Origin of the sequence: Flavimobilis soli (genome assembly GCF_002564025.1) — a bacterium.
GTDB classification, from domain to species: domain Bacteria; phylum Actinomycetota; class Actinomycetes; order Actinomycetales; family Cellulomonadaceae; genus Flavimobilis; species Flavimobilis soli.
In genome coordinates, this window is sequence record NZ_PDJH01000001.1 from 455062 (window position 1) to 469746 (window position 14685).

General features: G+C 70.7%; 9 protein-coding genes and 1 tRNA gene. 3 read left to right on the top strand and 7 right to left on the bottom strand.

Annotated elements, in window-relative coordinates; all coding sequences use genetic code 11:
- Window positions 1-108 precede the first annotated feature (108 nt).
- On the bottom strand, window positions 109-1134 hold the full coding sequence (locus ATL41_RS02075; protein ID WP_098456985.1) for a 6-phosphofructokinase: 1026 nt from the start codon (window positions 1132-1134) through the stop codon (window positions 109-111).
- 177 nt (window positions 1135-1311) lie between these two features.
- Here ATL41_RS02075 and ATL41_RS02080 point away from each other — a divergent pair, with 177 nt between their 5' ends.
- Window positions 1312-2109 (top strand): class I SAM-dependent methyltransferase, encoded by a 798-nt coding sequence (locus ATL41_RS02080; RefSeq protein ID WP_098456986.1) that lies wholly within the window; start codon window positions 1312-1314, stop codon window positions 2107-2109.
- Window positions 2110-2139: 30 nt separating this feature from the next.
- Here the strand turns inward: ATL41_RS02080 and polA are convergent, their stop codons facing one another.
- Window positions 2140-4848 carry a DNA polymerase I gene (polA, locus tag ATL41_RS02085; RefSeq protein WP_098456987.1) on the bottom strand — a complete coding sequence of 903 codons (2709 nt, stop codon included), beginning with the start codon at window positions 4846-4848 and terminating at the stop codon, window positions 2140-2142.
- Between polA and ATL41_RS02090 the strand changes: the two genes are divergently transcribed.
- Window positions 4847-5296: a PaaI family thioesterase gene (locus tag ATL41_RS02090; protein ID WP_098456988.1), complete on the top strand. Its 450-nt coding sequence runs from the start codon at window positions 4847-4849 to the stop codon at window positions 5294-5296. The two genes, polA and ATL41_RS02090, sit on opposite strands and share 2 nt — an antisense overlap.
- A 28-nt stretch (window positions 5297-5324) precedes the next feature.
- Here ATL41_RS02090 and ATL41_RS02095 read toward each other — a convergent pair whose 3' ends face one another.
- Window positions 5325-6011 (bottom strand): GNAT family N-acetyltransferase, encoded by a 687-nt coding sequence (locus ATL41_RS02095; protein WP_143556551.1) that lies wholly within the window; start codon window positions 6009-6011, stop codon window positions 5325-5327.
- Window positions 6012-6127: 116 nt separating this feature from the next.
- Window positions 6128-6802 carry an ANTAR domain-containing response regulator gene (locus ATL41_RS02100; protein WP_098456990.1) on the bottom strand — a complete coding sequence of 225 codons (675 nt, stop codon included), beginning with the start codon at window positions 6800-6802 and terminating at the stop codon, window positions 6128-6130.
- Between the two features lie 140 nt (window positions 6803-6942).
- Between ATL41_RS02100 and ATL41_RS02105 the strand changes: the two genes are divergently transcribed.
- Window positions 6943-7016, top strand: a tRNA-Leu gene (locus ATL41_RS02105).
- Window positions 7017-7074: 58 nt separating this feature from the next.
- On the opposite strand, the gene pyk is transcribed toward ATL41_RS02105, so the two are convergent.
- The 3 genes from pyk to gltB form a co-directional block, all read right to left on the bottom strand.
- Window positions 7075-8508, bottom strand: a complete 1434-nt coding sequence (pyk, locus tag ATL41_RS02110) for a pyruvate kinase (RefSeq protein ID WP_098456991.1) — start codon at window positions 8506-8508, stop codon at window positions 7075-7077.
- Between the two features lie 72 nt (window positions 8509-8580).
- Window positions 8581-10056 carry a glutamate synthase subunit beta gene (locus ATL41_RS02115; protein ID WP_098456992.1) on the bottom strand — a complete coding sequence of 492 codons (1476 nt, stop codon included), beginning with the start codon at window positions 10054-10056 and terminating at the stop codon, window positions 8581-8583.
- On the bottom strand, window positions 10049-14623 hold the full coding sequence (gltB, locus tag ATL41_RS02120) for a glutamate synthase large subunit (RefSeq protein ID WP_098456993.1): 4575 nt from the start codon (window positions 14621-14623) through the stop codon (window positions 10049-10051). The genes ATL41_RS02115 and gltB overlap by 8 nt, the downstream gene beginning before the upstream one ends.
- Between the last annotated feature and the right edge of the window lie 62 nt (window positions 14624-14685).

Here is a 14685-nt window from a genome sequence, read left to right on the forward strand (position 1 = left end):
GCCACGACACACCGCGTTCACCCTATCCGATGCACCGAGCCTGGGCAAAGAAGATCTCCGGGCGGGACCGTGGGGCCCCGCCCGGGAGCCGAGCGCCTGGGCAAGCCGTCAGGCGAGCGCGCGAGCCGTCCGCAGGAGGTCGGCCGGGACGGCCTTGACCTTGCCCGCGACCTCGGGCAGCGGCACCAGCACGACCTCCTCGCCGCGCAGCGCGGTCATCACGTTGGACTCGCCACGGGTGATCGCGTCGACCGCGGCGACGCCGAAGCGCGAGCCGAGGATGCGGTCGGTCGTCGTCGGGCTGCCGCCACGCTGGACGTGACCGAGCACCGTCAGGCGCGTGTCGAAGCCCGTGCGGGTCTGGATCTCGGTCGCCACGCGCTCACCGATCGCACCGGCGACGATCTCGCCGTACTTGCCGAGCTGGACCTCGTACTCCATGGAGCTGCCGGGGACAGCGTGCGCGCCCTCGGCGACGACGACGATCGAGAAGTTCGCGTGCGCCTTGTGCCGGTGCTTGAGGAACTTGATGATCTTGTCCATGTCGAACGGCTCCTCGGGGGCGAGGACGATCTCCGCGCCGCCCGCGATGCCCGCGTTGACCGCGATCCAGCCCGCGTGGCGCCCCATGACCTCGATGACCATGACGCGGTTGTGGGACTCGGCCGTCGTGTGGATGCGGTCGATCGCCTCCGCGGCGATGTTCACCGCGGTGTGGTAGCCGATGGACAGGTCGGTCCCGGCGACGTCGTTGTCGATCGTCTTCGGGATCGCGACGATCTTGACCCCCGCGTCGGCGACGCGGCTCGCGGCGTGGAGCGTGCCGTCACCGCCGATGCAGATGAGCGCCTCGATGCGCTCTGCCTCGAGGGTCGCGAGCACGGCCTCCATCGAGCCGTCCTCCTCGCGCGGGTGGAACCGAGCGGTGCCGAGGAGCGTGCCACCGACGGGAAGGACGTTGCGGATGTGCTGCCGCTCGAGGGGCATGACGTCGCCGTCGACGACGCCCTTCCAGCCGTTGCGGAAGCCGATGATCGAATGGCCGTACTCCCCCAGCCCCTGCTTGACGACCGCTCGGATCGCCGCGTTGAGCCCCGGGCAGTCCCCACCGCCGGTGAGAAGACCGATGCGCATGCCTACACTCCCTCGTCGTCGCTTGTCGGCGGTCCGCCGGTGCGGCAGACGTCTCGCGTCTGCATCCTGACCGACAAACCTCGATGAGCCTACCGACCGTCCACGCGTCGGTCTCAGCCGTTGGTCCTGCCCGGGCATCGTGGGCGGGCTCCCGGTGCGCGGACGGCGCCCGGCACAATGGGGCTCGTGGACCTTCGACGCGCCGGATACCAGCCCATCCCTGACGAGGCTCCCCACCGTGCGGGTCGCTCGTGGTGGGACGAGAACGCCGCCGAGTACCTCGCCGAGCACGGCGAGTTCCTCGGGGACGAGGACTTCTGCTGGTGCCCCGAAGGTCTGCGGGAGGCCGACGCGCACCTCCTCGGCGACGTCGCCGGGGCGCGGGCCCTCGAGCTCGGGGCCGGCGCGGCCCAGTGCTCGCGATGGCTCGCCCGCCAGGGCGCACACGTCGTCGCGACGGACATCAGCGCAGCCATGCTCATGGCACGTCAGCCCGTCGGCGTGCCGGGCCCCAGCCGTGTCCAGGCCGACGCCCGGCGTCTCCCCTTCGCGGACGCGTCGTTCGACGTCGTCTTCACGGCGTACGGCGCGATCCCTTTCGTCGCGGACGCGGAGCTGGTCCACCGCGAGGTCGCGCGCGTGCTGCGCCAGGGCGGCCGATGGGTCTTCTCGGTCACGCACCCGGTCCGCTGGTCGTTCCCCGACGACCCGTCGGAGCGCGGGCTCACGGCGGACCGCTCGTACTTCGACCGGACGCCATACGCCGAGCGTGACGAGGCAGGCCGGCTGACGTACGCGGAGTTCCACCGGACCGTCGGCGACCACGTGCGCGACGTCGTGGGCGCGGGCCTCACGCTGCTCGACGTCGTCGAGCCGGAGTGGCCCGAGGGCCACGACCGGACGTGGGGCGGCTGGAGCCCCCTGCGCGGACGGCTGCTCCCGGGCACGGCGATCTTCGTGTGCGAGCGCCGCTGAGCCGAGGCCTGCCGCGGCGTCCGGGGCGGCTCAGTGGCCGGCGTCGTGCCAGGTCTGACCGCGGCCGACGGACACCTCGAGCGGGACAGACAGGTCCGCGGCCCCGGCCATCTGGGTACGCAGCAGCTCCTCGACCGTCTCGAGCTCGCCCGGCGCGACCTCGAGGACGAGCTCGTCGTGGACCTGGAGGAGCATGCGGGACCTGAGGCCCCGGGCGTCGAGCTCGCGCTGCACGCCGAGCATCGCGTCCTTGATGATGTCTGCGGCAGAGCCCTGGATCGGCGAGTTCAGCGCGACCCGTTCGGCGATCTCGCGGCGCTGGCGGTTGTCGCTCGTCAGGTCGGGAAGATACCGGCGACGGCCGCGGATGGTCTCGGTGAAGCCGGTCGCGCGCGCCTCCTCGACGACCTCGTGGAGGTACGTCCGCACGCCACCGAAACGGGTGAAGTAGTCGTCCATGAGCGCCTGGGCCTCGCCGACGGCGACGTTGAGCTGCTTCGACAGGCCGAACGCCGAGAGGCCGTACGCGAGGCCGTAGCTCATCGCCTTGATCTTGGAGCGCTGCGCGGCGGAGACCTCGTCGGTCGCGACGCCGAACACCCGCGACGCCACGTAGCTGTGGAGGTCCTCCCCGGAGCGGAAGGCCGCGATCAGCCCCTCGTCGCCGGAGAGGTGAGCCATGATCCGCATCTCGATCTGGCTGTAGTCCGCCGTCAGGAGCGTCTCGTAGCCCTCCCCGACGCGGAACGCCTGACGGATGCGGCGGCCAGCCGCGGTCCGGATGGGGATGTTCTGGAGGTTCGGGTCCGCCGAGCTGAGGCGCCCTGTCGCCGCGACCGTCTGCTGGAAGGTCGTGTGGATCCGGCCGTCGCTCGCGACGTAGCGCAGGAGCGTGTCGACCGTCTGCCTCAGCTTCGTGACGTCGCGGTGCACGAGCAGGTGCTCGAGGAACGGGTGCTGCGTCTTCGCGAACAGGTCCGCGAGCGACGCGGCGTCCGTCGTGTACCCCGTCTTGATCTTCTTGGTGCGCGGCATGTCCAGCTGGTCGAAGAGCACCTCCTGGAGCTGCTTCGGCGAGCCGAGGTTCACCTCCCGGCCGATCACCTGGTAAGCCTCCTGCGCGGCTCCCTGGACCTGCTGGCCGAACTCGCACTCGAGCTCGCGGAGCATCTCGACGTCGACCGCGACGCCGCGCGCCTCCATCCCCTCGAGCACGTCGGCGAGCGGCAGCTCGAGGGTCGTCAGCAGGTCGTACGACCCGCGGTCCTTGAGGTCGCTCTCGAGCGCCGCGGCGAGAACCGGCAGCACGGCGGCACGCTCGGCAAGATCGGCGCCGGCTCCCGGCTCCCCCTCGAGGTCGAGCTCGAGCGCGCCCTGCCCCCCGGCAGGGCCCGACGCCCCGATCTCGCGGTGCAGGTTACGCACCGCGAGGTCCTCGAGGTCGTAGCTGCGCTGGTCGGGGTGGCACAGGTATGCGGCGAGCTCCGTGTCGAGCACGACGCCGCGCAGCGTGTAGCCGCGCCCGCGCAGCGCATGGGCGCGTGCCTTCCCGCCGTGCGCGACGACGGGGGCGTCCTCGGCGGCGAGCCACTGCCCCAGGGCCGTGTCGTCGGCGGGGTCGAGCTGAGCGAGGTCGAGGACGACGGCGTGCCCCTCGAGGTCGCCGAGGGCGACCATGTCGGCATCACCGGCGCCGGGCACGAACGAGCCGCGGACCTCGAGGCCGATCGGCTGGCCACGGCGCGCCGCGAGCCAGTCACCGAGCGTCCCGGGCGCGAGCACGTCGATCTCCACGACGGCCGCGTCGGCGGGTGCGTCCTCGCGGTCCTCCGCGGGCATCATCGCGAGCAGGCGGTCGCGCAGCGTCCGGAACTGGAGCGTGTCGAACACCTGGTGGAGCGCCTCACGGTCCCACGGCTGGACGGCGAGGTCCTCGGGCGAGTGCGGCAGGTCGAGGTCGGTCAGGAGGTGGTTGATCTCACGGTTGAGCCGGACCTGGTCCAGGTGGTCGCGAAGGTTCTGGCCGACGACCCCACCGATCTCGTCGGCGTGAGCGAGGACGCCGTCGAGGTCGCCGTACTGGGCCAGCCACTTGGCGGCCGTCTTCGGACCGACCTTCGGCACGCCGGGGATGTTGTCGGCGGACTCGCCGACGAGCGCCGCGAGGTCCGGGTACCGCTCCGGGGTGACGCCGTACTTCGCCTCGACGGCCTCCGGGGTCATCCGGGCGAGCTCGGAGACGCCCTTGACCGGGTAGAGGACCGTGACGTCAGGGGTCACGAACTGGAGCGAGTCCCGGTCACCCGAGCAGACGAGCACCTGCCAACCCTTCGCCCCGGCCTGCTTGGACCAGGTCGCGAGGATGTCGTCCGCCTCGATCATGTCGCGCTCGTAGTGGGTGATCCGCATCGCGTCGAGCACCTCACGGATGAGCGGGACCTGCCCCTTGAAGGGCTCGGGCGTCGACTCGCGCCCACCCTTGTAGTCCGGGAAGCGCTCGGTGCGGAACGTCGTCGAACCGGCGTCGAACGCGACCGCGACATGCGTCGGCTGCTCGTTCTTGATGAGGTTCGCGAGCATGGACACGAAGCCGTGCACGGCGTTCGTGTGCTGCCCGGTCGACGTCGAGAACTTGTCGACCGGGAGGGCGAAGTACGCCCGGAAGGCCATCGAGTGGCCGTCGATCAGGAGAAGGCGGGGTCGCGCGTCGTCACTCACACCTGACAACCTATCTTCCATGACCGACACGACGCCGCTCGACGCCACGTCCTCCCCCGCTGACCTCGCCAGGTTCCTCGAGATGATCAGGGAGAGGGAGGCTGGCACGCTCATCGAGCGCATGCAGATCGAGGTCATGGAGCTGAGCGCCGAGCGCGTCGTCGCAACCATGCCCGTCGAGGGGAACACGCAGCCGGCCGGGCTGCTGCACGGCGGCGCGACGGCTGCGCTCGCCGAGACGGTCGGCTCGTACGGCGCGCTCGCGCACGCGGGCATGGGGCGGGCTGCGGTCGGCCTCGAGCTGAGCGTGTCGCACCACCGCAGCGCCCGCTCCGGGACGGTGACGGCGGTCGCGACCGCGCTGCACCTCGGCCGGACGCTCGCCTCCTACGAGATCGTCGTGTCGGACGACGACAACAAGCGCCTGTGCACCGCGCGCCTGACGTGCATGATCATGGACGGTCGCTAGAGCAGAGCCTGGTGAGCAGGCCCTCGGCTCAGCCGGCGTGCGAGATGCGGCCGGTGCCCGCGACACGTGCGCCGCGGGAGGCGCGGGCGGGCGCCGGCTCCTCACCGAGGCGGGCACGGAGCTCACGCAGGTCGACCGGGCCGGACTGCGTCTCGATGCGGGCCTTGCGACGGCGCGCGATGAGGTCCTCGAGCGCGCGCGGCGGGCGGCGCAGCGAACCCTCGGGGCCGAGCTTGCGCAGCAGCGCCGAGGTCTGGACGACGCGGTGCGCCGCGGCGGGCGCGAAGCCCATGCGGGCGAGGAAGCGCTGGACCCCGCGTGAGCCCGGGATCGGCACGGAGTAGACCTCTTCGGCACCCGCACCGACCGCGATCTCCGCAGCCGCGCTGAGGAGAGCGTGACCGACCCCCCGGCGGCGGAAGGTGCCGTCGACGTAGACGGCCTCGATGTAGAGCACGGGGGCGTCGTTGTAGACGTTCGCCTCGATCACGCGAGCCAGCAGGAAGCCGACCGGGTTCGAGTCGTGCGTCGCGAGGAGGACGCGACCACCGGGGACCGACAGGAGGACGCCGAGGTGCTTGCGAAGCTTCTCGACGTCGGCGCTGCAGATCTGCGACGGCGTGGCGGTCTCCTCGCGCGCCGCCGAGCACAGCTGCGCGACCTCGAGGAGATCTGCTGCACCAGCGTGGCGGACGTCGATCACGGCTCGCACCACGGACACCTCCTTCAGCAGCCCCTGCACGTAAGGATGTGCTCCCCTCACCTCAGGCGCGGAGAGCGAGACCAAGGTACCCAGATAACGGGAAGGTCACAACTCCCCCTCCGGGGACCTCAGTCCTTGCCACCCACCTGGTCGATGACGGCGTCCGCGACCTCGCGCATGGTCAGGCGACGGTCCATCGACGTCTTCTGGATCCAGCGGAACGACTCGGGCTCCGAGAGGCCCATCTTGCTCATGAGCAGGCCCTTGGCGCGGTCGACGCGCTTGCGCGTCTCGAAGCGCTCCGTCAGGTCGGCGACCTCCGCGGACAGCGCGGTGATCTGCGCGTACCGCGAGATGGCGATCTCGACGGCAGGCAGCAGGTCCGCCGGGCTGAACGGCTTGACGACGTAGGCCATCGCGCCGGCGTCCCGGGCACGCTCGACGAGCTCGGTCTGCGAGAAGGCCGTCAGCAGCACGACGGGCGCGACGTGCGCCTTGCCGATGCGCTCAGCCGCGGAGATGCCGTCCAGCTCGGGCATCTTCACGTCCATGACGACGACGTCCGGCTTGTGCTCGATGGCGAGCGCGACCGCGGTCTCACCGTCGCCGGCCTCGCCCACGACCTCGTAGCCGGCCTCACGGAGGGTCTCGACGACATCCATGCGGATGAGCGCCTCGTCCTCGGCGACCACGGCGCGGCGCACCTTGGACGGCGTGGCGGCGGGGGCCTCCTGCTCGGGGGCCGTCAGTGGCGGCAGGTCGAGCTGGAGGGGTTCACGGGTGGTCTCGTCGTTGTCGGTCACAGGGTCATCCTAGTTGCTCGTGCTGGTAGGACCACGCATCCCGGTGCGTGGTGGCGTCGACGTGCGCGGAGGCACAGGCGGGCCGCCGCGCTGCGGTGATGCGGAGTTCGACGTGTGCGTGTGGTTCCATAGTGGGCGCGGCCCCGGTAGCCCAACCGGCAGAGGCGTTCGGCTCAAACCCGATCCAGTGTGGGTTCGAATCCCACCCGGGGCACCGCAGCACGAGAGATGCCCCCCGACCGAGCGGTCGGGGGGCATCTCTCGTCATCCGATCAGGCGATGCGGCCGTTGGCCTCGTCGCCGATCTTGTGGACCGTGATGGAGTTCGTCGAGCCGACGACGCCGACCGGCGCGCCCGCGACGACGACGACGTAGTCGCCGTTCTCCCCGAGACCCTTGCTTCGCAGGGTCTGGTCGACCAGGTTCACCATGCCGTCGGTGTCCTTGACGGAGTCGACGAGCTCGGCCTGGACGCCCCAGCTGAGCGCGAGCACATTGCGGACCGAGGGGTCCGGCGTGAAGGCGACCAGCGGGATGGGCGAGCGCAGGCGCGACATGCGACGGGCCGAGTCACCCGACTGCGTGAACGTCGCGAGGTACTTGACCCCGAGCGTCTCGCCGATCTCGGCTGCGGCGCGGGTGATCGCACCGCCGCGCGTGCCCGGCGTCGAGCCGAGCGGCGCGATGCGCTCGCGACCGAGCTCCTCGGTGCTCTCGATGATGCGCGCCATCGTGCGGACGGCCTCGATCGGGTAGTCACCGACGGACGTCTCGCCCGAGAGCATGACCGCGTCGGCACCGTCGAGGACGGCGTTGGCGCAGTCAGAGGCCTCGGCGCGCGTCGGGCGCGGCGCGGAGATCATCGACTCGAGGACCTGCGTCGCGACGATGACGGGCTTCGCGTTGCGGCGGGCGAGCTCGACGGCGCGCTTCTGGACGAGCGGGACCTGCTCGAGCGGGAGCTCGACGCCCAGGTCACCACGGGCGACCATGATGCCGTCGAACGCGTCGACGATCTCGGCGAGGTTCTCGACGGCCTGCGGCTTCTCGACCTTGGCGATGACGGGGAGGATGCGACCCTCCTCCTCCATGATCCGGCGGACGTCGTCGTAGTCGGCGGCCGAACGGACGAAGGAGAGCGCGATGATGTCGGCACCGAGGCGGATGGCCCAGCGCAGGTCGGTCTCGTCCTTGTCGGACATCGCGGGGACCGAGACGGCCACGCCCGGGAGGTTCAGACCCTTGTTGTTGGAGACGGGGCCAGCGACCTCGACGCGGGTGACGACGCGGGGGCCGTCGACCTCGACGATGCGGACGAGCACGCGGCCGTCGTCGATGAGGATGGGGTCGCCCACGCGAGCGTCGTTCGGCAGACCCTTGTGGGTCGTGCCGCACAGCTCCTTGGTGCCCACGACGTCCTCGGTCGTGATGGTGAAGATGTCACCCTCGTCGAGCCAGTACTTCTCGTCCTTCTCGAACTTGCCGAGGCGGATCTTGGGGCCCTGGAGGTCGACCAGGATCGCGACGGGCCGGTCAGCCGTGGCGGCGGCGGCACGCACGTTGTGGAAGACGAGCTCGTGCTCTTCGGGAGCTCCGTGGCTCCGGTTGATGCGGGCGACGTCCATGCCGGCGTCGACCAGATTCTGAATCTGCTCGGCCGAGGCGGTCGCGGGTCCGATGGTGCAAACGATTTTTGCTCTGCGCATGGCTCCAGCCTAGTTCACTAGCGAAGTACGAATGGTAGGACGATGGTCAGGCCGCGGCGTCGCCGCGCACCCTTACGGCCGAAGCGCGACCGCGCTCGCCGGGATCGGGGCAGGGAGCTCGGTCGCCCCCTGCAGGAAGGCGTCGACCGAGGCAGCCGCCGCGCGACCCTCGGCGATCGCCCAGACGATGAGCGACTGCCCACGACCCGCGTCTCCCGCGACGAACACGCCGGGGACCGACGTCGCGTACGAGTCGTCGCGCGCGACTGCGCCGCGGCCCGTGAGGTCCGCTCCCGTCTGCTCGGTGAGCGCTGCGGTCTCGGGACCCGTGAAGCCCATCGAGATGAGGACGAGGTCCGCCGGGATGATCCGCTCGGTGCCGGGCGTCGGCACGCGCCGCCCGTCCGGGAGGTACTCGGTCGTCGCGAGCACGAGGTGCGTCACGTGCCCGTTCTCGTCGCCGCGGAACTCGACGGTCGACGCGAGGAACGTGCGCTCGCCGCCCTCCTCGTGCGAGCTCGACACCTCGAACAGCGTCGGGGTCGTGGGCCACGGCTGGTTCTCCGGACGCTCGGTCGGCGGCTTCTTGCCGATCGCGAGGGTCGTGACCGAGGCCGCGCGCTGGCGCAGCGCGGTGCCGAGGCAGTCGGAGCCCGTGTCGCCGCCGCCGATGATGACGACGTGCTTGTCCTTCGCGCTGATCGGGTCCTCGACGGCGCCCCCCGCCGCGAGACGGTTGCCCTGGACGAGGTACTCCATGGCGAAGTGGACACCCTCGAGGTCGCGCCCGGGGATGGGAAGGTCCCGCGGCTCGGTCGCGCCGGTCGCGACGACGACCGCGTCGTACCGGGTGCGCAGCTCGGCCCACGTGATGTCGACGCCGACCTCGACACCCGTGCGGAAGCGGGTGCCCTCGGCACGCATCTGCTCGATGCGGCGGTCGATGTGCCGCTTCTCGAGCTTGAAGTCGGGCACGCCGTAGCGCAGCAGGCCGCCGATCGCGTCGTCACGCTCGAGAACGACGACCGTGTGACCGGCGCGCGTGAGCTGCTGGGCTGCGGCGAGACCGGCGGGCCCCGAGCCGACGACCGCGACCGTGTGACCGGTGAGGCGCTGCGGCACGACGGGCTCGACGAGACCGCGTGCGAACGCCTCGTCGATGATCGAGACCTCGACGCTCTTGATCGTCACGGGCGGCTGGTTGATGCCCAGGACGCACGCCGACTCGCACGGAGCCGGGCAGATGCGCCCCGTGAACTCCGGGAAGTTGTTCGTGGCGTGCAGACGCTCGGACGCCTCGCGGTACTGGCCGCGACGCACGAGGTCGTTCCACTCCGGGATGAGGTTGCCGAGCGGGCAGCCCTGGTGGCAGAACGGGATGCCGCAGTCCATGCAGCGGCCCGCCTGACGCTTGAGCATCTGCTGGTCCTCCGGGTTCATCGCCCGGTACTCGTGCACCTCGCGCCAGTCCATGAGGCGGACGGGAACAGCTCGGTCGGCCGGGAGCTCACGCTCCCGGACCTTCAGGAATCCGCGTGGGTCAGCCACGGGCCACCTCCAGGATGTGGTCCCAGACGCCCGGGGCGCCCGGGTCGAGCCCGACGGACTCGGCCTGTGCCAGGGCGCTGCGCACCCGGGCGAACTCGGTCGGAAGGATGCGCGTGAAGCGCGTGCGTGCGGCCGGGAAGTCCGCGAGGAGCTCGGCGGCGACCGGCGAGCCGGTCTCGTCGAGGTGCTTGCGCAGGAGCTTCTCCACGAGTGCGGCGTCCTCGTCGTCGAGCGACGAGAGCTGCAGCTCGTCAGAGGCGAGCGCGGCCCGGTTGACAGCGCCGCGGCGCAGGTCCAGCACGTACGCCGTCCCACCGGACATACCGGCACCGACGTTGCGTCCCGTGGGTCCGAGCACCAGCACCGTACCGCCGGTCATGTACTCGCACGCGTGGTCTCCCACGCCCTCGGCCACGAGCGTCGCTCCCGAGTTGCGGACGCCGAAGCGCTCGCCCACGAGCCCGCGCAGGAAGATCTCGCCCGATGTCGCGCCGTACCCGATCACGTTGCCCGCGATCACGTTCGCGCTGCCGCCGAGCACCGCGGTGCGGTCCGGGCGCACGACGATGCGCCCGCCCGAAAGTCCCTTGCCGACGTAGTCGTTCGCGTCGCCGAAGAGACGCAGCGTCACGCCGCGCGGGACGAACGCGCCGAGCGACTGCCCGGCCGAGCCCGTGAGAGTGACGTCGATCGTGTCGTCGGGCAGGCCAGCGCCCTTGTAGCGCTTCGTCACCTCGTGCCCGAGCATCGTGCCGATCGTGCGGTTGACGTTGCGCACCGACACCTCGATCTTGACCGGGATCGCGTCCTCGAGGGCGCCGCGCGCCTTCTCGATGAGGACGTTGTCGAGCGCACGGTCGAGAGCGTGGTCCTGCGTCGTCGTGCAGCGCAGCGACGAGCCCTCGACAGGCTTCGGCACCTCGAGCACGGGGCCGAGGTCGAGACCCGCGGCCTTCCAGTGCTTGACGGCCCTGCGCGCGTCGAGCGCCTGGACCTGGCCCACGGCCTCGTCGATCGACCGGAAGCCGAGCGCAGCGAGGTGCTCGCGCACCTCCTGCGCGATGAACTCGAAGAAGTTGATGACGAACTCAGGCTTGCCGGTGAACCGTGCGCGGAGCTCCGGGTTCTGCGTCGCGACGCCCACCGGGCAGGTGTCGAGGTGGCAGACGCGCATCATGACGCAGCCCGACACGACCATCGGCGCGGTCGCGAAGCCGAACTCCTCGGCTCCCAGGAGCGCCGCCACGACGACGTCGCGCCCGGTCTTGAGCTGTCCGTCGACCTGGACGACGATCCGGTCGCGCAGGTTGTTCAGGACGAGCGTCTGCTGCGTCTCCGCGAGACCGATCTCCCACGGCGTCCCCGCGTGCTTGAGCGACGTCAGCGGGCTCGCGCCCGTGCCGCCGTCGTGACCCGAGATGAGGACGACGTCGGCGTGCGCCTTCGAGACGCCCGTCGCGACCGTGCCGACGCCGAACTCCGACACGAGCTTGACGTGGATGCGAGCCTGCGGGTTCGCGTTCTTCGCGTCGTGGATCAGCTGCGCGAGGTCCTCGATCGAGTAGATGTCGTGGTGCGGCGGCGGCGAGATGAGGCCGACGCCGGGCGTCGAGTGACGCGTCTTGGCGACCCACGGGTACACCTTGTGCCCGGGCAGCTGACCGCCCTCGCCGGGCTTGGCGCCCTGGGCGAGCTTGATCTGGATGTCGTCGGCGAACGTCAGGTACTCCGACGTGACGCCGAAGCGGCCCGACGCGATCTGCTTGACCTTGCTGCGACGCTTCGGGTCGTGCAGGCGCTCCGGGTCCTCGCCGCCCTCGCCCGTGTTGGAGCGACCGCCGAGCGCGTTCATCGCGATCGCGAGCGTCTCGTGCGTCTCCTGCGAGATCGAGCCGTAGGACATGGCGCCCGTGTTGAACCGCTTGACGATCTCGCTGACCGGCTCGACCTCCTCGAGCGGGACGGGCTCGCGGTCTGGCGAGAACGTCAGCAGGCCGCGCAGCGTCATGAGGCGCTCCGCCTGGTCGTCGACGCGGCGCGTGTACTCGCGGAAGACGTCGAACTGGCGGGTGCGCGTCGAGTGCTGCAGGCGGAAGACGGTCTCCGGGTCGAAGAGGTGCTCCTCGCCGTCGCGGCGCCACTGGTACTCGCCACCGGTCGCGAGGTTCTCGTGCGGGAGCGGGTTGCCCGACGCCGGGTAGGCGTCCTGGTGCCGCTGCGCGACCTCGGCCGCGATCGTGTCGATGCCGATCCCGCCGAGGCGCGTCGTGGTCCCGGTGAAGTACCTGTCGACGAGCTCGTGCGCGAGGCCGACCGCCTCGAACGTCTGCGCGCCGCGGTACGACGAGATGGTCGAGATGCCCATCTTGCTCATGACCTTGAGCACGCCCTTGCCGAGCGCCTTGATGACGTTCGCGACGGCCTCCTGCGGAGTGACGTTGATGAAGCCGTCCTCCGCGAGCCGCTCGACGGTCTCCATCGCGAGGTACGGGTTGACCGCTGCCGCGCCGAAGCCGATCAGCAGCGCGACGTGGTGCACCTCGCGCACGTCGCCAGCCTCGACGACGAGCGACACCTGGGTACGCGTACGACGGCGCAGCAGGTGGTGGTGGACGGCGGACGTCAGCAGGAGCGACGGGATCGCCGCCATGTGCGCGTTGCCGTCGCGATCCGACAGCACGATGAAGTTGGCGCCCTCGCTGATCGCGTCGTCGATCTGGTCGAAGATCTCCTCGAGGCGCTCCTCGAGCGCGGGACCGCCGCCGTCGACGCGGTAGAGGCCGCGCACGCGCTCCGCCTTGAAGACGCCGGCGAGCTTCGGGTCGCGGTCGATGCGGACGATCTTGGCGAGCTGGTCGTTGTCGATCACGGGGAACGGCAGGATCAGCTTGCGCGCGTGCTCCGGGATCTCCGCGAGCAGGTTCGGCTCGGGGCCGATCGCACCGGCGATCGACGTGACGAGCTCCTCGCGGATGGCGTCGAGCGGCGGGTTCGTCACCTGCGCGAACATCTGCGTGAAGTAGTCGAACAGCAGGCGCGGCCGCTTCGACAGCACAGCCACCGGGGTGTCCGAGCCCATCGCGCCGAGAGGCTCGGCACCGCTCTCGCCCATGGGGGCGAGGATGACCTTGACCTCCTCCTGCGTGAAGCCGAACGCCCGCTGGCGCCGCAGCACGGAGGCAGGGCTGTGGGCGACGTGCTCGCGGTCGGGGAGCTGGTCGAGGTAGACCTCGTTGTCCTTGACCCACTCGGCGTACGGACGGGCCGCAGCGAGCTGCGCCTTGATCTCCTCGTCCTCGATGATCCGGCCCGCGCCGGTGTCGACGAGGAACATCTTGCCCGGCTCGAGACGGCCCTTGCGGACGATCGTCGACGGGTCGATGTCGAGAACACCTGCCTCGGAGGCGAGCACGACGAGACCGTCCTCCGTGACCCAGAAACGACCCGGGCGCAGCCCGTTGCGGTCGAGGACCGCACCGATGAGCGTGCCGTCGGTGAAGTTCAGGTTCGCGGGGCCGTCCCACGCCTCGATGAGGTTCGCGTGGTAGTCGTAGAAGGCCCGGCGGTCCGGGTCCATCTCGTCGTTGTTCTCCCACGCCTCGGGGATCATCATCATGACGGCGTGCGGTAGCGAGCGACCGCCGAGGTGCAGCAGCTCGAGCACCTCGTCGAAGCTGGCCGAGTCGCTCGACCCGGGCGAGCACACCGGCATGAGCGGCCCGAGGTCGCCGAGCAGGTCACTCTCGAGCGTGCCCTGTCGCGCCGCCATCCAGTTCCGGTTGCCGCGGACGGTGTTGATCTCACCGTTGTGGGCGACGAGACGGAACGGCTGGGCGAGCGGCCACGACGGGAACGTGTTCGTCGAGAAGCGCGAGTGGACGAGCGCGAGCTCGCTCGCGTAGCGAGGGTCGGACAGGTCCGGGAAGAAAGGCTCGAGCTGGGCCGTCGTGAGCATGCCCTTGTACGTGAGCGTGCGCGCTGACAGCGACGCGAAGAAGACGCCGAGCTCGTTCTCTGCGCGCTTGCGCAGGCGGTAGGTGAGGCGGTCGAGGTCGATGCCCGCGACGTCGCGGCCGGGCGCTGCGACGACGATCTGGCGGAACGTCGGCATCGAGGCGCGCGCCGTCGGGCCGACGAGGTCCGCGGTGACCGGCACGTCGCGCCACGCGAGGACGTCGAGACGCTCCTCGGCGGCGATCTTCTCGATCGCCGCAGCCGCGGCGTCGGCCTCGGCAGCGTCCTGCGGGAGGAATGCGATGCCGACGGCGTAGCGACCCGCAGCGGGCAGCTCGACGTGGATGACGTCACGCAGGAAGGCGTCGGGGATCTGCGTGAGGATCCCAGCACCGTCACCGCTGTTCTCCTCGGCACCGACCGCACCGCGGTGGTCGAGGTTGAGCAGCGCCGTCAGGCCCGCGTCGACGATGTCGCGTCCGGGCGTGCCGCGCAGGGTCGCCACGAAGGCGACACCGCACGCGTCGTGCTCCGCCCCTGGGTCGTAGAGCCCCTGGGCGGCGGGAGGTACGCCCCAGATGCCCTGCGGGCCTCGGGTAAGCGACCTGTTCATGTACACCGTCCTCACTGTTGACCAGGTCAGGAGGTGGGGGCGACCTGGTCGTGTCTCATTCG

What these genes read in the sequence shown, in the direction of transcription:
- polA (WP_098456987.1), bottom strand. Translation starts at nt 4,848, where the DNA reads ATGGAAGATAGGTTGTCAGGTGTGAGTGACGACGCGCGACCCCGCCTT.
- ATL41_RS02090 (WP_098456988.1), top strand. Translation starts at nt 4,847, where the DNA reads ATGACCGACACGACGCCGCTCGACGCCACGTCCTCCCCCGCTGACCTC.
- ATL41_RS02075 (WP_098456985.1), bottom strand. Translation starts at nt 1,134, where the DNA reads ATGCGCATCGGTCTTCTCACCGGCGGTGGGGACTGCCCGGGGCTCAAC.
- gltB (WP_098456993.1), bottom strand. Translation starts at nt 14,623, where the DNA reads ATGAACAGGTCGCTTACCCGAGGCCCGCAGGGCATCTGGGGCGTACCT.
- pyk (WP_098456991.1), bottom strand. Translation starts at nt 8,508, where the DNA reads ATGCGCAGAGCAAAAATCGTTTGCACCATCGGACCCGCGACCGCCTCG.
- ATL41_RS02080 (WP_098456986.1), top strand. Translation starts at nt 1,312, where the DNA reads ATGGGGCTCGTGGACCTTCGACGCGCCGGATACCAGCCCATCCCTGAC.